Origin of the sequence: Allosalinactinospora lopnorensis (assembly GCF_000981225.1) — a bacterium.
GTDB classification, from domain to species: domain Bacteria; phylum Actinomycetota; class Actinomycetes; order Streptosporangiales; family Streptosporangiaceae; genus Allosalinactinospora; species Allosalinactinospora lopnorensis.
Genome location: NZ_LAJC01000017.1, coordinates 1 through 16,731 on the forward strand (window position 1 = coordinate 1; position 16,731 = coordinate 16,731).

Here is a 16,731-nt window from a genome sequence, read left to right on the forward strand (position 1 = left end):
CCCTGGCCGAGGCCGGCCCGGCCCTGGCCGACGTGGCCGCCACCGCGGCCCACCCGCCGCGACCACCACCCCTGCCGGGCTGTTGTGGTGGCCTGCAGCACCGGCGAGGCCGCCGCGGCACTGGAAGCACTGGCCGCAGGAGTGCCCCATCCCGCCCTGGTGGGGCCGCGGGCGGCTGCGCGGCGCCGTCCACGCGTGGTGTTCGTCTATCCCGGCCACGGCCACCACACCGAGTCCATGGGGCGCGGCCTCAGCCAGCACGAACCCGTCTACGCCGAGGCGCTGGCCCACGCCCACACCGCGCTGGAGCCCCACCTCGACCAGCCGCCGTGGACACCGGGAAGCGGCCGACCTTTGGTGGGCATGCACACCACCCAACCGGCCGGGGTGGCCCACCAGATCGCGCTGACCGCGTTGTTGGCCCACTGGGGTCTCACCCCGGATGCGGTGGTGGGCCACAGCGCCGGCGAGGTCGCCGCCGCCCATGCCGCCAACATCTTGTCCCTGGCCCAGGCCGCGCATCTGGTCGCCGAGCGCAGCCGCCTGCTGCAACGCGCCGCATCCCGGGGCGGGATCGCAGCCGTGATTCTCGGCGCCGAACAGGCGCACGCCGCGTTGGCCGCCTATCCCGGGCTGCGTGTGGCCGCTGTCAACGGGGCGCGCTCCTGTGTGGTCGCCGGCCCGCACCCCGACCTGCACCACCTGTGCGGACGCCTCAACGCCGATGGCATCACCACCCGTCTGATGCCCGATGCGACCCCCGCTCACCATCCCGACCTGCTGGCCGACGAGGCCGCCCAACTCGCCGCCGCCCTGCAGGGCCTCGCCCCCCAGCCGGGCACGATCCCGCTGTATTCCACCGCCACCGGCCGCCGCATCACCGGCACCGACCTAGATTCGGCCTACTGGGAACACCAGCTGCTGAGCACCGTGCAGCTGCACCCCACCATCCAGACCCTGGCCCAGGACGGGCCGCCGTGCGTGTTCATCGTGCTGGGTGCGCGCCCGGTGCTGGCCGCCGACCTCGCCGACACCCTGGCCCGCCTGCCCGGCCATGAGGCCGCTGATCCGCCGGTCATCAGTCGCCGCGCCGAGGCCGCCGAACACACCGGTTGGCTCGGTGTCCTGGCTGCGGCCTACACCCGCGGCCTGGTCCCGCGCTGGCCCGCCCCCACCGGCCTGCCCGCCGCTGAGTTGCCCCCGCGCGCTTGGGCCCGTCCCACCCCGGGACGTCGTCCACACCGTGCGGATCTCAGCCAGCGTCTGGCCCAGGCTCGCACCGCCGGCCAGCGACGCGCGGCCATCACCGCCGCCCTGACCGCCTTGATCGCTCCCCTCCTAGCCGCCCGCCGCGGCGACCCCACCGAGCTGGCCCCCGATGCCGACCTCACCGAACTGGGCCTGGAATCGCTCACCGTGGTCGCGCTGCGCTACCAGATCACCCGCCTGGCCCCCGAGCTGGCCGACCTGCCCACTACCCACCTCCTCGTTCCCGGTGGCGCCACCACCGTGCAGCGCCTGGCCACCGCCATCGAGAACCACCTCACCGCCACCGAGCACCGGGCCTGCGCATGAACACACCACCCCCTCACCACTTCGGCCGCACCCCATTGCTTGGGCCGGCGTGCCGGCACCGGGGACGAAGTCCACACCGCGTGCTGCCCCCGGGCGTCCACCACCGCCGGACCAAGACCCCCGGCCTGACCTCCTGGGGCACTGCCGGCTCATGGCCGCGCCCTGCTTGTTCCCCTCGGGCTTCTGCTCCCCGGCGGGGCGTGGCCACCTGCCCATACCCGCCCACACCCTCGTGAGGATTCCATGCACCACCTCTCCGACGATGATGACGAGGTCTGCCTCACCGCCTGTCCTCAGATTCCCATCAACACCGGTGAACCCAGCATTGCCCGGGTCTATGACGCGGTGTTGGGCGGCAAGGACAACTTCGCCGTAGATAGGGAGGTCGCGGTCAAATTCGTTGAGGTGCCAGGGGCCGGCGAGATGCCCTTCGACAACCGGCGCTGGCTGGCCCGGGTCACCCGGTGGCTGGTGGGCGAGGCCGGAATCCGCCAGATCATCGACCTGGGTTCCGGCCTGCCCACCACCAGCAGCATCCACCAGTTCGCCGGCCAGGTGGCCGGCGACGTCCGGGTGGTCTATGTGGACAACGACCCCATCGTGCTCGCCCACGGACGCGCCCTGCTGGTGGAGAACGACCGCACCACCGTTGTCACCGCCGACGTGCGCGACCCCGACAGCATCTTCACCAACCCCGACCTGCGGGCGCTGATCGACCTGGAACAACCGTTCGCGGTGCTGCTGGCCAGCGTGCTGCACCACCTGCCCGAGGGCGAGGACCAGCGGGTGGCCGCCGAGTTGCGTGCCTACCTGCACTCCGGCTGCTACCTCGCCATCGCCAACTTCCACGACCCCGGCCCCAGCGACCCGCGCGCCCGCGGGATCGAGACCGCGCTGGTCGAGGGTGGACTGGGCTCGGGGTGGGTGCGCCCCTGGCCCCAGCACCGCATGTACTTCGGCGGGCTCGACCTCGTTGAGCCGGGGCTGTGCCCGGTCAACGAGTGGAAACCCGACGCCGAGACCCCCACCGACTCGCCCGTGCACCACCTCTACCTCGGCGGTGTGGGCTACCACCCCTGACCCGGCACACACCCTTTCCTTCTCACTCATGCGCCACCGAGTGCTGAAGGCAGCGCACCGCCCCGAAACCACAAAGGACTTCCCACCGATGACCGATGATGCCGATCCGTGCTCCAATATCCCGCCGAGGATCGACACCAGCCACCCGCATTCGGCGCGGATCTGGAACTACTGGTTGGGTGGCAAGGACTACTACCCCATCGATCGGGAGATGGGCGAGCGGATCCAGCAAATCTTTCCCGGCATCGTCGACTACGCGCTCCAGGATCGGGCGTTCCTCGGTCGCGCGGTGCGCCACCTCGCCGGGGAGGTCGGCATCGACCAGTTCCTCGACATCGGCACCGGGTTGCCCACCGTCGACAACACCCATGAGGTCGCCCAGAACATAACGCCGCGGGCCCGCGGCGTCTACGTCGACAACGACCCTCTTGTGCTGGCGCACGCCCGCGCGCTGCTGGTGGGTTCTCCTGAGGGGGCGACCGACTACATCGACGCCGACCTGCGCGAGCCGGAGACGATCCTGCGGGAGGCCGCTCAGACGTTGGACTTCCGCCGCCCTGTGGGGTTAATGCTGCTGGGGGTCGTCAACTTCATCGCCGATGACGCTGAGGCGCGCTCCATCATTCGCCGGCTCAGCGACGCCCTGCCCCCGGGCAGCTACCTCGCCCTCGCCCATCCCACCATTGCGGTCGCCGATGCGCAGATGCGCGCCGACTTCCAGATGGCGGTGCAGGCGTGGAATCGGTCCGGCGAACCCAAGCTCGTCCTGCGCTCCCCAGAGCAGCTCGGTTACCTGCTCGACGGCCTGGAGCTGCTAGAGCCCGGCATCGTCACCTGCGCCCGGTGGCGGCCCGATCCCCTCGACATCGGGGAGATCCGTGAGGTGCCCATGCTCGCGGTGATGGCGCGCACGTGAGGCCACCGCATACCCCCGCGCGGCCACCACGACCAGCCCGCCGACCTGCGTGGTGACCGCGCGGGCCCAGCCGGGCTGCGTCCCCGCGAGGGGCGCCGCCCCTCCACACCGTCCTTCGAAACACCCCTTGATCAGAGGAAAACCTGACATGGCTCCTTCTCCTATCGACCCCGGTAGCGCCCGCGCCTCCCAGTCCAAGGGCAGGAAGTTCCACACGCAGGGACGCACTGGGGAGCGGGAATGGTTCTGCCGCTCATGCGCGACCACCGAGATCAGCACTGAGATGCCGGTGGGCTGGTACCGGCTCGATCGCAAGTTCGCTTACATACAAGGCCAGGTTGGCAGCGAGAGCCCGTTTGTGCGGCTGGGCCTGTACTGCTCGATCGCATGCTTTGAAAAACAGATTCCGCGTCTTGAGGGCATCGAGGCTGAGGTGGATTCCGGCGAGGTCGATCCCAGAGAGTTCGACGAGATGAGGCGTCGGCGCTGACTGCGCCGCATACAGGTTCCCGCGCGTTAGAGGCCGGCCTGCCACACCGACGCCATAGGGATCCGGGCTACTCCCGGGCAGGCAAGAGGCACCGCCGCAACCGAGGTCGAAAGGAACACCATTGTGCCACCCCTGCGTCTCCTCTCCCGGAACTTGCAGTACGGAGAGGGCCGCGACTCCACCGGTGCCCGCCATGACCGGTGGGAGGCGCTTGCGGAGATGATCCGCGCCAGCGGCGCCCATATCGTGTTGCTGCAGGAGGCTGCGGGCTGGTGTGAGCACAATTTCCAGCAGGCCGCCCGCGCCGAACGGGACTTAGGGATGCAGGTGCCTTGGGACGCGCTGGAGCCGGGCCAGTCCACCACCATGCCGATTCGCCCCTTGTGGCCCCTGCGATGAAAGCCCTTTGAGCGTCATGGACGTCGACACTCTCGTCTTCGACTTCGCCGGCACCCTTACGTTGCGGCGCAGCACGACGGGTGATCATGTGTACCGGAACCCCACTGGTGCCCACCTACACCAGGTCCTCGCCGAGTACGGATGCGCGTTGCCCCAGCAGGCGGCCTGCGACCTCGATGACGCCTTCCTGCGGTATCGGCGGTTCGGCGATACCACGGTGATGGCGCTGCTGCTCGAGCAGACGCTGCACCGCCACGGCATCATCCCGCCCATCTGCCCCAGCGCACTCGCCCACATGGTGATCGAACGCGCCGGAGACCACCCCGTCGATCCCGCGGCTGCCGCGACCCTGCAACGCCTGCATTCCCGCGGTTATCGCATCCTGATCGCCGCCAATTCCACCCGCACCCGGCGCCAGCGCCAGCGCACGCTCGACCAGGCGGGACTGTCCTTCATCACCCCGGTGCTCTCAAGCAACGTCGGTACCGCCAAGCCCGACGATGCCTTCTACCAGCACCTCCTCAACACCGCCGGCACACGCCCGCAGCGGATGCTCTTCGCCGGAAACCAGCTCATCGAGGATGTCCTCGCCCCGCTCAGCCACGGCATGCACGCCTGCCTCGTCGACACCCACCCCGAGCGCGGCCAAGCAGAGCGCGCCCGCCGTTTCGACACCGTGGTGATCAACCACGTGCGGGAACTGCAGGAGATCCTGCCCACCCGAGCCGTGCCGCACCGCCGCCAAGCACGAGGGGGGCCAACCACGCAGAAACGTGTGCGCTGGCGCCTCACCACAGCATTCCGCCGGGTTCCGCCCCCATCAAGCAAGGGAGTGATCTGCTGATGCACCTGCCCGTGGCCTTGTTCAACTACCAACGCGGCGGAAAACAGCCCGACGGCAGCTACGACTTCACCAGGCTGGCTGCGGCGTTCTCGATCGGGATCCCCACCCCGGCGCTCATCGTCAGCCTGCCTGGTACGTTCCCACGGCCAGAATCGGTCACTTTTGGTGACTTTGTTCGTTAGATGCGTTACCGTTGCCCGGTGCTCGGGGCCTCCCCAAGTCGGAGGAGAGGCGCTGAGCGTGAGGCAATGCCCGATCGACGTCACGTACGTGGGGTGGGGACGCTGGTTAGCGACGCGAGCGCATGTCGCGTGTTGCTGTTGGATGCTTGTGGTGTTCTCGTTGGTGAGCCGATGGGGCCGCTGTTCTCGGCGGTGGTTGTGTCGAGCGGTCTCCATGAACGGGTCGTGAAGGACGTCTTCCGCGATCAGCTTCGGGATGATCTCTGGAGCGGCCGGATCTCCACCGGTGAGTTCTGGGAGCGCTTCGCGTTCGCGGTGGGGCTTGATCATGCATCACCTGAGTGGCATGAGGTCCTTGTTGATGCGATGGAGCCATTGCCTGCTGCTGCGCTCGTTCCCGACTGGGCTAATCGGGCGCGGTTGGCCCTCATCTCGAATCACCGGCACGAATGGTTGCTCCCCGTACTGCGCAAACACGGGTTGGAGCAGTACTTCCATGCGCTGGGAATCTCCAGCGCGACCGGTGTGGTCAAGCCTGCCCCCGAGGCGTTCCTCCGCGCTCTTGGCGACCACCCGCCGCATGCGGCGTTGTACGTCGATGACAAGGACGCCAATGTGCGGGCGGCACACGGGGTAGGTATCGCCGCCGTTCAGGCTGATCCGGGTGGGGCGTGGATCGACGAGGTGGAGAGGTGGCTTGGACCTGAGTCCGGCAGCGTGCGTGTTCGACCGGAAGTTCATCGACCAGATGCCCGAGATCGTCGCGGGTCTCTCCAAGGAGGTTGATGACCTACCCGTGCTGGACCGGCACTGGGTGTTCTACGGAAGTCAGCCCTTGGGGGCCGCACAGGCGACCAGTGATCTGGACGTGCTCCTGGTCCACGACGAGGCAGGGTGGCCAGTCCACCGGCGCAGCGCGGTGTGGAATGGCATCCCCGTCACGATCTATGTGCTGAACCGCCAGGACCTGTACTCCGACGGAGCGGATCGGCGGTTCGGCGGGTACTTCGCGCTGAAGCTGTTCGGCCCCTTCATCACCGACAACTCCGCTGATGAGTCAGCTTTGGCCTCGATGGTGGCCGACTTCCTGGCGCCGATTGCCCACGCGAGCGCGCTGAGGTGGGGCCGGTCGTCATGGAGCGCTGACCAACTTGTCGCTCATGCGCATCTGGCGTTCCTGGACCTGTACCCCGATGCGGCCTCCTACTTGGCCCGGCTGCACCGGGATCGCGAGCTGTTCCGGCGGGTGTGGCACCACCAGCGTGCTGTCTATCTGACAGCCCTTCAGGCCAACGGGCACGTCCAAGACACTGGTGATGGTCTCTGGCGCTACGAACCCGATTCCCTCGTCGATGACCTGCCACGGGAGCGGTCGCGGTGCGCGGCGCGGTTCTGGGCATGCGGTGCGGTGTTCCACGAGTCCGACCCGGGCTTCCCGGACCTCTACTTCCACAAGGCGGACGCCGCGGCGACACGGGCCGAGCAGGGGCACATATACCGCGTTCTTCAACGCGTGGTGGCGGGCGGTGTTCTGCCATGACGCGAGGGCTGGAGTGGTGGCACCGCCAGTGCAACGCGGCGACCGCGCGGCGCGAGCAGCAGCGCGTCCGCCAGTTCGGCCTGCACCCGGTGGTCTCGGAGCCACGCACAGACGTCGAGCTTCCCGGTGAGGTGTGGGCCTGGCAGGTGCCGGCGCCTCGACGCGAGAGTGGTGACGTGGGGATCTCGCCTCCGGTCCGGGTCGGCTTCGCGGGCAGCCACCCCCATACCGGGCACCTCGGGTTGGCGCGCGCTGCCAGCGAGCTCACCGGCCACGACGGAACGATCCTGGTGTTCGATGCCTCCGGCGATGGCAACCGGCGGATGGTCGATGCTTTCCGCGCGGCCTTGGACTACTTCGCTATCGAGGTACCCGAGGTTCGCGTCATTGGCGATGACCCTGAGGTACGTCACTTCCAGCGGCAGGCGGCTCGCTCGCTGCCGCTGGCTCGGGTTCGCCGGATCTACGGGTTCGACGCAACGACGAACCTGGCCTCAGCGCTCGACGTCGCTGACATGCTCGCCTTCTTCCTCTTCACCCCCGGTGACAGTGATGCTGCTGGGGTGGCGTTGGTCGATGCCCCGCAGGCGCCGCACTCGGCCGCGCTCAACCACGCGGCCCGGGCGCTCGACATGACACCGCCCGCGCTGCTGTACCGGCGCCTCTTCCCGCACCTGCGCCGTGCTGGCGAACGCGGGAGTGTGCGCGAGGCCGCCTCGGTGATGTTCCTCCACGATGACGAGGACACCGTGCGCGCCAAGTTCGGCCGCGCGATCACGGGCGGGCGTCCCACCATCGCTGAACAGCGTGCCTACGGCGGCGATCCCACCCGGTGTTCGGTCTTCGCGACCGTTGAGCTGCTGTGTTCTGCGCATCGGGCACAGACCATGCTGGATGAGTGCCGGGCGGGCGAGGTCACGTGCTCTGGGTGCAAGGCGAAGAACACCGATGCCGTGGTCGCCGGGATGCGTGCGATCACCGAACGACTCAGCACGCGCCGCGCCGGGACATCCCCTGATGTTGGGCCCGCAGTGCAGAGAACTGCCCGGGCGCTGCATCGGCCCCCGCCGCGCGAGTGCGAGGAGCTGGAGTCGGCGATCGCCGCGCGAACCGGCGCCCGCAGTGATCAGGTCGTGGCGGGCAACGGCTCGACCGAGGTCATGGACTGGCTGTTTCGGCTGCAGGCCCAGCCCGGCACGGAGGTCGTGGCCACCGAGCCCGCCTTTGAGCTCCACCGTGACCTCGCGCAGCGACACCGGCTCACCTACGTGCCAGTCCGCTGGGATCCCGCCACGTTCACCCCCGACCTCACGGAGCTGGGGCGCGCCATCGGGGAGCGCACGGCGCTTGTGGTCGTGGAGCTGCCGCATTCGGTCTCCGGAACCGCCGTATCCCTCGATACCGTCGTCGAGCGTCTGGTGCCCAGGCTGCCCAGCGGCGCCCGGCTACTCCTCGACTTGGCCTACGCCGACTTCATGGACCCCCCACCCCAGCTGTCCGCTGAGTTCGTTGAGGAGCACCCGGAGATCGTGGCCTGCGGCACCCTGTCGAAGGCCCACTGCCTGCTGGGGGCACGCGTGGGTTATGCGCTGACCGCAACGGTCACAGCCAAACGGCTGCGTCAGCAGCGGCTGCCGTATGCTCTCGATGCGCTCGCCACTGCCGCGGCGGAAGCATCGCTTGCCGATAAGGCGCGGGTCGAACAGACGATCCAGGCCAACCGCATTGCCCGTGCGCGCCTGAGGGCCGCACTCGACGAGCGCAACATCCCCTACGTTCCCAGCCAGGCGAACTTCCTGCTGATGAATCTCACGGGCTTGCACCAACCGGTCGTCGATAGACTTCGAGCGCGGAACGCCCGGTATCGAGACGGTCACCGCTGGGATTTGCCCGGGTGGATCCAGGTCCACCTGATCGATGTCCCCACGGTCACCCCGGTTATCGAAGCGATCGAAGCTGCCGTGCCGGGCCGCCCGTGACGCGCGTGTACATCGACGACCGACCAACACCTACGAAGGACCCCACCGCCATGACAGATCAGCGGATGCTCACCGGTGACCGGCCCACCGGAAAGCTGCACCTGGGCCACTACGTGGGCAGCATCGCCAACCGGGTCAAGCTGCAACACCAGTACGAGACCTGGCTCATCATCGCTGATCTGCACATGCTCACCACCAAGAACACCCGCGCCGACATCGACCAGGTCTCGGCCAACGCCCGCCAGATGGTGCTCGACTCCCTGGCCGCGGGCATCGAGCCCGAACGCGCGACCTTCTATCTGCAGTCGGCCATCCCGGAGATCGGCGAACTCAACACGCTCTTCCAGAACCTGATCACGGTGGCGCGCCTGGAACGCATCCCCAGCCTGAAGGACATGGCCCGCGACGCCGACAAGGAAAACGAGATGCCCTACGGGCTGCTGGGCTACCCGGTCCTGCAGGCCGCCGACATCCTCTGCGTCAAGGCCAACGCCGTCCCGGTGGGCAAGGACAACCACGCCCACGTGGAGGTCACCCGGGAGATCGCGCGCCGGTTCAACCACCTCTACGGCGAGACCTTCCCGATCCCCGAGCTCATCACCAGCGAGGTGTCCTCCCTGGTCGGCACCGACGGCCAGGCCAAGGCCAGCAAGTCCCTGGCAACGTCATCTACCTCTCCGACAGCGCCGAGGAGGTCCGCACGAAGGTCTCGGCCATGTACACCGACCCCAACCGGGTGCGCGCCGACATCCCGGGCACGGTCGAGGGCAACCCGGTCTTCGTCTACCACGACGCGTTCAACGACAACCCGGCCGAGGTGGCCGAGCTCAAAGACCGCTACCGGGCGGGCACGGTCGGCGACGTCGAGGTCAAGGACAAGCTCGCCGCCGCGCTCAACCGGTTCCTGGACCCCATCCGCGAGCGCCGCGCCACATTTGAGGCCCAGCCTGGCCTGGTGGACCAGATCATCGTGGAGGGCACCGAGCGCACCCGGCGCGAGGTCCAGCAGGTGGTCTTCGAGGTGCGCAAGGCCATGGGACTGGCCGGGGCCTACAACCAGCTGCGCCGCAAGGCCGAGCGGGCACAGAAGAAGGCAGCAGCCCAGACCTGACCCCGGCCCCACCCCCATGACGCCCAACCTCATAGGCACCAACCCCACCTGCGGGAGCCGCAGGAACGGCACGGCGCGCAGCGGCTCCTCCGGTGCGGCGGTGCACATCGTCGAACGCCCCAACGGCTCACGCGTAGCAGTCAAGATCGCCGAGTCTCCGCGGGTCTCGGCGCTGCGCCAGGCCGCGGCCCGGGACCAGATCGTGCCGTTCTTCGGCGATCGCCTTCCCCGCGTGCTCTACGCGGGGCGTCATGCAGGCCACGACATCCTGATCAGCGAGTGCCCCTCCCCGGACACCTTCGCTGAGACGGTCAGCGAACACGGCCCCACCCCCGACCTCCTGGACACCTGGGCCGAGATCGTCGACCAGCTGGTCGCCGTGTGGAAACAGTCCGCCCGGCCCGGATACAAGCCCGCGAACGCGACCCGCAGCCACCAACGCCGACTCCAACGCGCGGCCGATGGGCTGGCCTACACCTTCAATGCCCTGGGAGAGCGCTTCACCGACCAGCACCGCTTCATCGTCAACGGTGCTGACCTCGGCACGTGGAACCAGCTACAACACCGCCTCGCCGCACTCCCCCCACCGGACTTTCGTGTCGCCTGCCTCGGCGATCCCCAACCGGCCAACATCCTGCTCACACCGCAGCTGCAGTGGTACCTCATCGACTGGGAATGGGCAGGACGTCACCATGACTGGCGCATGATGGCCAGCCACCTGCTCGCCTGGTGGTTCGTCGAGGAACTCCTCGACCGCACCCGTGGCACGCTCGCCACCGCGCCGAACCGGATCGCGCTGACCTACACGCCACCGGACCTCGACACCGTACGACCGTGGGCGAGCCGCGCAGCACACGCCTTCCACGCCATGACAACGCGCCGCGAGCACGACCGCGACCACGCCGCGCTATGCCTGCACATGGCCATGCTGCTACTCCGTGAGGTCCCCCGTAGCGCGACCAGCGGCAACCATCTCATCGCCCCGCTGCTGGGCGAGGCGCTGCGCCTGGTCGACGCGGCCCACGACGGGCCTGCCCACCCGCTGCAGCCGGCACCCACCGCCCCGTCCCCGAGGAGCAGCCAGTGACCACCTTCGGCCTCGCCCTCCCGCACTACGACGCCCTCTTCCCCCAACACGCAGTCACGGGAGCCCACCGAACCCAGGCAGCGCTCGACTACGCCCACCACGCCGAAGAGAACGGCTTCACCGAGGTGTGGGTCTCCGACCATCTCTGGCTCGACCTCGACGCTGGCCCGCGACGGCGCTCTCCGGACTGCTGGACCCTGCTCGCCGCCCTCGCAGCAGCGACACGCCGCATACGCCTTGGCTCACTCGTGACCAACGCGTCCCTGCGCCACAGCGCCCTTTTCACCCACCAGGTCGCCACCGTCTGCGACATCGCCGGCGACCGCGTCGACGTGGGGCTCGGCGCCGGGTGGAGCGCACCGGAGTTCACCGAACTCACCGGAACCGTGCCCCCCGTGCAGGAACGCCTCCAAGCGGTCGAACACAGCGCTGATAGCGTGCGTCACCATCTCGGAGCCGACGCGCCCCCGATCTGGGTCGGGGGAAAGCGCCGCGGGATCCTGACAACCGCCGCACGCATAGCAGACGGGTGGAACCTCGCCTGGGATCCCACCCCGCAGACCTACCGCCACCGGTCACGCATGTTCGCCAACGCCGCCAAAGAGGCAGGACGCGACGCTTCTGGCATATCGCATTCGGTCGGGCTGACCACCTTCCTCGGCAGCGACGAGGACGACCTCCACCGCCGCTGGAGGCACCTACAACGGTGGGTACCCGGAGGCTACCTGGACAACGCGAACTTCGACGCCTGGCGAAAGCGTGGCCTCATCGGCACCCCCGAAGAGGTTCGCCACCGAATCACGCAGTGGAAAGAACTGGGCGTCAGCCACATCGTCTGCGCCTTCGGGATCCCATACGGTATCTGCGACGACGAACAACTGAACCTCTTCACCAAGACCATCCTGAAGTAGAAGGGTTCATGCGGGTGCTGACCAGGGGAAAGGCGGCCTGCCTCCCTGAGGCTCTAGAGCTGGCCGTTTCGTACGTCGGCGAGGAAGCGCGCCCACTCCGCGGCCGGGAACTCCAGGTGCCCGAGGTAGCGATTCTGGGTATCGCGTACTCGGGTAGGTACTCCTTCAGCTACCTCGACGCAGCTGCCCTGGGGTCCGCTGTAGCTGCTGGTGGGCCACCCAGACTACGTGTCGCCATCGAGTCTTTCCTGGGCTCATTCCATCAGGTTCAGCGTGGCCTCGCTGGACAGTGCTTCGCTCCGCAGAGCTCGGAAGACGGTGCCACACTGCCTCATCTGGTCCGGGTCGTCGATGAGCTACTCGCCGACCATGTACTCCGCGGGGGCGACCGTAGAGCCAGCACCGCCGAGGCGCTCCCTCCGGGTCGACCCTTTCACCGCGACCTGGGCGCCCTCACGACGGTGCAGCAACCATAGGCCATCTGCCAGCCCCGGGGTGTGCCGGGGCAAAGCTGGTGCTGCGAATCCGACCACGTGAGCCTGCCGCCTGGCCCACTTCCCGCTCACGTGGGACGCGAGGCGCGGATGTGAGGCAAATGCGCGGCGATGGTGCGAGCGTAGTCGACCAGCCGCGCAAGCAGTTGTTCGGCACGCTCGTCCAAAGTCTTGTCGTCCTCCTCGGCCCAGGTGGTCTCCTCAAGTATCTCGCCTGCGGCCAGTCGCCGGTGGGCCTCGACGAGCCCAAAGGCAGCCGCCAGCGCCTCCTCCACCGCCTGGGAAGCCGCCCCCACCGCCGCAACGGTGGCCTCCTTCACGCCCCGGTTTCGCAGGGCCTCGACAAGCTCGCCTGTATCCGGCAATGCTGGCGCCTGGCACTGATCCCACACCGCGCCCCACAGGCGCTGGCGCAACGCCTCGGGCTCTCCCGATTCCACCAGGATCACGCCACCGTCAGCGTCAGAACGAATCGCCAACCCACAGCGCCTGGCCGCCGCCTGTGCCGTAGTCACCGGATCGGCGGTGCTGCCCGCATCACCGCCCATCGGTCCGGTGGCCAGGTGCAGGCTCAGCTCGGCGAGCTGCCGGTCGGATTCGGGGATGGGCGCAAGCCGGTCAAGCTCATCTGGCCGCAGCCCAACGGGGTTGGCCGCCATCACCCGCACTGGATCCGGGGAATTGTCGCCGATGGCCGATTGCACCGCGAGGGCGGCGACGTCGGCCCACCAGGACACGAACGCCCGCACCGCCCTGCGGTGACGGTGAAACGCTTCCAAGGCCAGATCCTCGCGCAGGGAGATCACCGAATCGGCCGGGGCCCAGAAGGTGGCACCGTCGTTTGAGGTGCGCTTCAGCAGCCGTTCCACCTCCTCGACCCTCTGCTCGGCGGCGGCCTGATCGGCCAGCAGGGCCTCGGTGGCCGTGTCCAGCTCGTCCAGCAAACGATCGAGGTCTTCATGCGTCATTGCGGTGGCCGAACAGCTGATCACCACTGGCTGGGGCGAGGCGGGTGAGATCAACTTGGCTCCTTGTCCGTGGGACCTACGGCGACCGGGTCAGAGTAGCGAGGCATCCAGCTCGTAGGGGCCAAAACGGTGAAACCCCCCACACGGGATAGGCCCTGGCCGCCCTCGTCTGGCATGTGCGCCCCCGTGGGATTCTCGGCGAGTGCCGCTAAACGCGCCGCCTGCTGAGCCTGCTTTTGGGTGATGTCGGTGGGGCGGGAGTGGACGCAGCACACTAATAATGCGAACATGAGTTCGAATCTGCTGGTCTTCCCCCTGGTGGATGACGGTGCTGTGCGTGCGGTCATTGTGGGAGGGGGCTTTTGTCGGGTTCGGGGGCGATGCAGCGCGCGCACCTACGAGCGGCCGGCACCCCAGGCCAGGTGGTGCGCCCTGCTGCGGTGGCTGCGCGTTTGGGGGTGCTGCCGGCGCTGCGCCCGGTGGTGGGTGAGTTGTCGGCGGGGGCGTTGGTGTCAGTGGGGGGCGCTGGCGCGGCGTCGCTGGGGGTCGCGTTGGCGGCCGGGGCGTGCCACGAGCAGGCCTGGGCCGCGGTGGTGGGCCTGCCTGAGTTTGGGGTGCGCGCGGCTGCTGGGATGGGGGCTGACCTCTCGCGTCTGCTGCCGGCCTGTTCCAGGCGTTCGCTGTAGCGCAGCGACAGATACTGCGACCCGCGGTCGCAAGTGATGGATGAGCCCGGTCCCAGAGCGGACGCCGTGTGCCCACAGCGCCTGCTCCAACGCGTCCAGCACGAGCTCGGTGCGCATGTGCGAGGCGAGCTGCCAGCCCACGATCATCCGGGAGTAAACGTCGAGGACGAAGGCGACATAGGCCCATCCCGACCAGGTGCGCACATAGGTCAGATTGGCCACCCACAGCCGGTTGGGGCCCCTGGCGTCGAAGCACCGGTCTACCAGGTCGGGCGGAGGCGCGGTTGAGATCTGGGCTGAGGTGGTAGTGCGGCGCCGCCGCCCGCGGATCACCCCTCCAGCCCTGCGGTGCGCATGAGCCGCCCCGCGGTGCAGCGGGCCACATCGATGCCCTCGCGCCGCAGCTGATGATGGATGCGCCGAGCACCGTAGACACCGCCAGAGGCGGCGTGGACGCGCTCGATGTGCTGGGCCAGAACCCGGTCGTGGTGGGCACGCATGCAGGCGGGGCGTTTCCTTCGCGCGTAGTAGGCCGATTCCGACAGGTTGAGTTCCCGGCATAGGGGCCCGACCCCGAAGCGTGCACGCAGATAGGTGAGTCAGCGCGTCGGCCTTGTCCGGGGTTGGTCGAGCTCGGTGGCGAAAAACGCGCTCGCCGCCTTGAGAATGTCGTTAGCACGTTTGAGCTCGGCGTTTTCCTTGCGCAACCGGCGCAGTTCCTCACGTTCGACAGTGGTGAGCCGGTCGTCGCGCCCGCCGGTGCCGGCTTCACCCCTGGCGGACCCAGTTGCGCAGGGCCTCACGGTGGATGCCCAGATCCTGGGCCACATGCGCGATCGGACGGCCGGTGGTGCGAACCTCGCGCACCGCGCGCTCGCGAAGCTCCTCGGGGTAGGTGCGTGGTGGTGCCATCGTTCGCTGACTCTCCAATCACCAGAGGCTAACCCCTGGTCAGAGACTCTACGAAACCCAGTACAGGTCAAGTGGCAGGAGTGCAAGCGCTCGCGCACTGTCGTTTGGCAGCAACCGTGGCCCGTCGGGATCTGCTTCCCCGCCTCTCATCACGATGGCGCCAAGCGATCCAGCCACGATAGCAAGCCCAAACCCCAACCCGTCGTTGACGACGCGCATAGTTCGGGCCAAGGGATCCTGCAGACTCCGTCCTGCTTTACCTCTGGGGTTCTACTGCGAATCCTTGAGCAACCGAGGACCAGGCGCGGGGCAAGTTGGCACGTATCGTGCGCTAACGCTCCTTGACTTGTGAAAACGCGCCCAACGAAGGAATGCGTGGCCACCGCCGCATGAATTGGTCATCTACCGGTCGACAAGGGTCCGCCCGACCAGCATCCTCTAGGGCAAGCGTCGGCAGGAGCGGCCGGCTCGGAGGACCGTGAGAAAGGGCGGCATGGGGCGGAGGCGTGCACCGGCGGTGGGAGATACGACGCTCATCGCGCTGGTCGAGTGGATCCGTGGGCTGATGGATGAGCGAGGGCAGACCTACGCGGCAGTGGCGAGCAAGATCCCGTGCCACCCGTCTACGCTCTCTCGCGCGCTGTCAGGACACAGCATCCCGTCCTGGCCGACGGTGCAGCGTATCGTCGAGCGGTGCGGCGGCTGCGAGCAGCAGGCATGGCGACTGTGGAAAGACGCCGACTCGGCTCGCCATGCCCAGCAGGTCCGTGAACTGGAGGGCTATCCACCGCCAGATCTCTGCTCCTACGATGATCTGGTAGAGGCCCTGCGCGATCTGCTGGTGCGTCGGCGGATATCTCAGCGGGAGCTGGTACGCCAGGACGACAGCGGGATTCTCCGCCGCTCGACGGTCGGAGCGATCTTGCGCTGGGAGCGCAGCCTGCGCCTAGAGGTGACCATCGCCCTTGTCCAGTCATGCGGGGTGCCGGAGGCAGCCGTTGACGACTGGGTGGCCGCCTGGCTCCGCCACGGACTGCCCTTCGAGGAGGCTATGGATCGCAGGAGGCGTCGGATCGCCTACGTGCGACTGCGTCCCCCGAGGCACTGGCGAGGTAGCTGGCGGTGACATCGACGAGCCAGCCGCCCGTCGCGACAGGTCATCGAGAGATCCCTCCTCAGCCGTGGGCACAAGCGCTGAAGTCTGGTTCCGTGGCCAGTCTTCTCGCGCTGGTGTGCTGGCAGGGAGGTCCGTGGGCGGTGCTCGCCTTGGCGCTGGTCTTCCTCACGGCCGTTGGCCTGCTCATCATTGTGCTGGTGTGGCTCTCAGATGAGAGCGTCAACCGACTTTTCCGTGCCGCTCGGCTTGTGCTGAACCGCGCTGAGCCCTCGGAGCAGCACCAGCGTTCGTAGTCGGTCTTGTCCCTCGGGCCACGCAGCAGGGAGCGGCTTCGGGACGCGGCCTCGCTCCCCGGACCATTGGCTGAACGAGCTGCTCGGACGGGACAATGACTCAACGCGCAGCGACCGTCGTTCACGCCTGGAATGATGGTGCGAAGC

Annotated in this window: 18 protein-coding genes and 2 pseudogenes; 15 read left to right on the forward strand and 5 right to left on the reverse strand. The window is 68.2% G+C overall.

The features are described 5' to 3' along the window. The 13 genes and pseudogenes from VS93_RS08490 to VS93_RS08545 form a co-directional block, all read left to right on the forward strand. Positions 1-1,575: acyltransferase domain-containing protein (locus tag VS93_RS08490; RefSeq protein WP_156184722.1), on the forward strand; the 1,575-nt coding region annotated here is incomplete at its 5' end. 243 nt (positions 1,576-1,818) lie between these two features. Continuing rightward, positions 1,819-2,655: an SAM-dependent methyltransferase gene (locus tag VS93_RS08495; protein WP_046469439.1), complete on the forward strand. Its 837-nt coding sequence runs from the start codon at positions 1,819-1,821 to the stop codon at positions 2,653-2,655. Positions 2,656-2,743: 88 nt separating this feature from the next. Next, positions 2,744-3,571, forward strand: a complete 828-nt coding sequence (locus tag VS93_RS08500) for an SAM-dependent methyltransferase (protein ID WP_046469440.1) — start codon at positions 2,744-2,746, stop codon at positions 3,569-3,571. A 148-nt stretch (positions 3,572-3,719) separates the two neighbouring features. Then, positions 3,720-4,061, forward strand: coding sequence for a hypothetical protein (locus tag VS93_RS08505; protein WP_046469441.1), 342 nt, complete (start codon positions 3,720-3,722; stop codon positions 4,059-4,061). Positions 4,062-4,280: 219 nt separating this feature from the next. Then, complete coding sequence (locus VS93_RS08510; protein ID WP_156184723.1) at positions 4,281-4,460, forward strand: hypothetical protein; 180 nt, start codon at positions 4,281-4,283, stop codon at positions 4,458-4,460. 16 nt (positions 4,461-4,476) lie between these two features. Next, a complete protein-coding gene (locus tag VS93_RS26790; protein WP_052745607.1) occupies positions 4,477-5,304 on the forward strand; it encodes an HAD family hydrolase in 828 nt (275 codons plus the stop codon). Further along, entirely contained in the window at positions 5,304-5,486 is a 183-nt protein-coding gene (locus tag VS93_RS08520) for a hypothetical protein (protein ID WP_046469443.1), read from the forward strand. Before VS93_RS26790 ends, VS93_RS08520 begins: the two co-directional genes overlap by 1 nt. 129 nt (positions 5,487-5,615) lie before the next feature. Beyond that, on the forward strand, positions 5,616-6,272 hold the full coding sequence (locus VS93_RS27825) for an HAD family hydrolase (protein ID WP_162231657.1): 657 nt from the start codon (positions 5,616-5,618) through the stop codon (positions 6,270-6,272). Next, entirely contained in the window at positions 6,184-7,026 is an 843-nt protein-coding gene (locus VS93_RS29705) for a hypothetical protein (RefSeq protein WP_162231658.1), read from the forward strand. Before VS93_RS27825 ends, VS93_RS29705 begins: the two co-directional genes overlap by 89 nt. After that, on the forward strand, positions 7,023-9,005 hold the full coding sequence (locus VS93_RS08530) for an aminotransferase class I/II-fold pyridoxal phosphate-dependent enzyme (protein WP_046469445.1): 1,983 nt from the start codon (positions 7,023-7,025) through the stop codon (positions 9,003-9,005). Before VS93_RS29705 ends, VS93_RS08530 begins: the two co-directional genes overlap by 4 nt. A 65-nt stretch (positions 9,006-9,070) precedes the next feature. Then, a pseudogene (trpS, locus tag VS93_RS31235) lies at positions 9,071-10,116 on the forward strand (tryptophan--tRNA ligase). 16 nt (positions 10,117-10,132) lie between these two features. Further along, a complete protein-coding gene (locus VS93_RS31240; RefSeq protein WP_156184725.1) occupies positions 10,133-11,203 on the forward strand; it encodes a protein kinase family protein in 1,071 nt (356 codons plus the stop codon). Then, positions 11,200-12,114 (forward strand): LLM class flavin-dependent oxidoreductase, encoded by a 915-nt coding sequence (locus tag VS93_RS08545; protein ID WP_046469447.1) that lies wholly within the window; start codon positions 11,200-11,202, stop codon positions 12,112-12,114. Before VS93_RS31240 ends, VS93_RS08545 begins: the two co-directional genes overlap by 4 nt. A 53-nt stretch (positions 12,115-12,167) precedes the next feature. Here VS93_RS08545 and VS93_RS27830 read toward each other — a convergent pair. The 5 genes and pseudogenes from VS93_RS27830 to VS93_RS27850 all read right to left on the reverse strand — a co-directional run. Next, positions 12,168-12,323: pseudogene (locus VS93_RS27830) on the reverse strand (DUF397 domain-containing protein); the annotation flags it as partial. 353 nt (positions 12,324-12,676) lie between these two features. Continuing rightward, positions 12,677-13,630 (reverse strand): hypothetical protein, encoded by a 954-nt coding sequence (locus tag VS93_RS28950; RefSeq protein ID WP_156184726.1) that lies wholly within the window; start codon positions 13,628-13,630, stop codon positions 12,677-12,679. 458 nt (positions 13,631-14,088) lie between these two features. Then, complete coding sequence (locus VS93_RS29710) at positions 14,089-14,595, reverse strand: DDE-type integrase/transposase/recombinase (RefSeq protein ID WP_162231659.1); 507 nt, start codon at positions 14,593-14,595, stop codon at positions 14,089-14,091. Then, positions 14,592-14,762 carry an IS3 family transposase gene (locus tag VS93_RS27845; protein WP_082126726.1) on the reverse strand — a complete coding sequence of 57 codons (171 nt, stop codon included), beginning with the start codon at positions 14,760-14,762 and terminating at the stop codon, positions 14,592-14,594. Before VS93_RS27845 ends, VS93_RS29710 begins: the two co-directional genes overlap by 4 nt. A gap of 268 nt (positions 14,763-15,030) precedes the next feature. Continuing rightward, a complete protein-coding gene (locus tag VS93_RS27850; protein WP_082126728.1) occupies positions 15,031-15,174 on the reverse strand; it encodes a transposase in 144 nt (47 codons plus the stop codon). A gap of 517 nt (positions 15,175-15,691) precedes the next feature. Between VS93_RS27850 and VS93_RS08570 the strand changes: the two genes are divergently transcribed. Both VS93_RS08570 and VS93_RS28955 read left to right on the forward strand, forming a co-directional pair. Then, positions 15,692-16,300: a helix-turn-helix domain-containing protein gene (locus VS93_RS08570; protein WP_046469449.1), complete on the forward strand. Its 609-nt coding sequence runs from the start codon at positions 15,692-15,694 to the stop codon at positions 16,298-16,300. 83 nt (positions 16,301-16,383) lie between these two features. Continuing rightward, positions 16,384-16,584 (forward strand): hypothetical protein, encoded by a 201-nt coding sequence (locus VS93_RS28955; protein ID WP_156184727.1) that lies wholly within the window; start codon positions 16,384-16,386, stop codon positions 16,582-16,584. Positions 16,585-16,731: the final 147 nt, after the last annotated feature.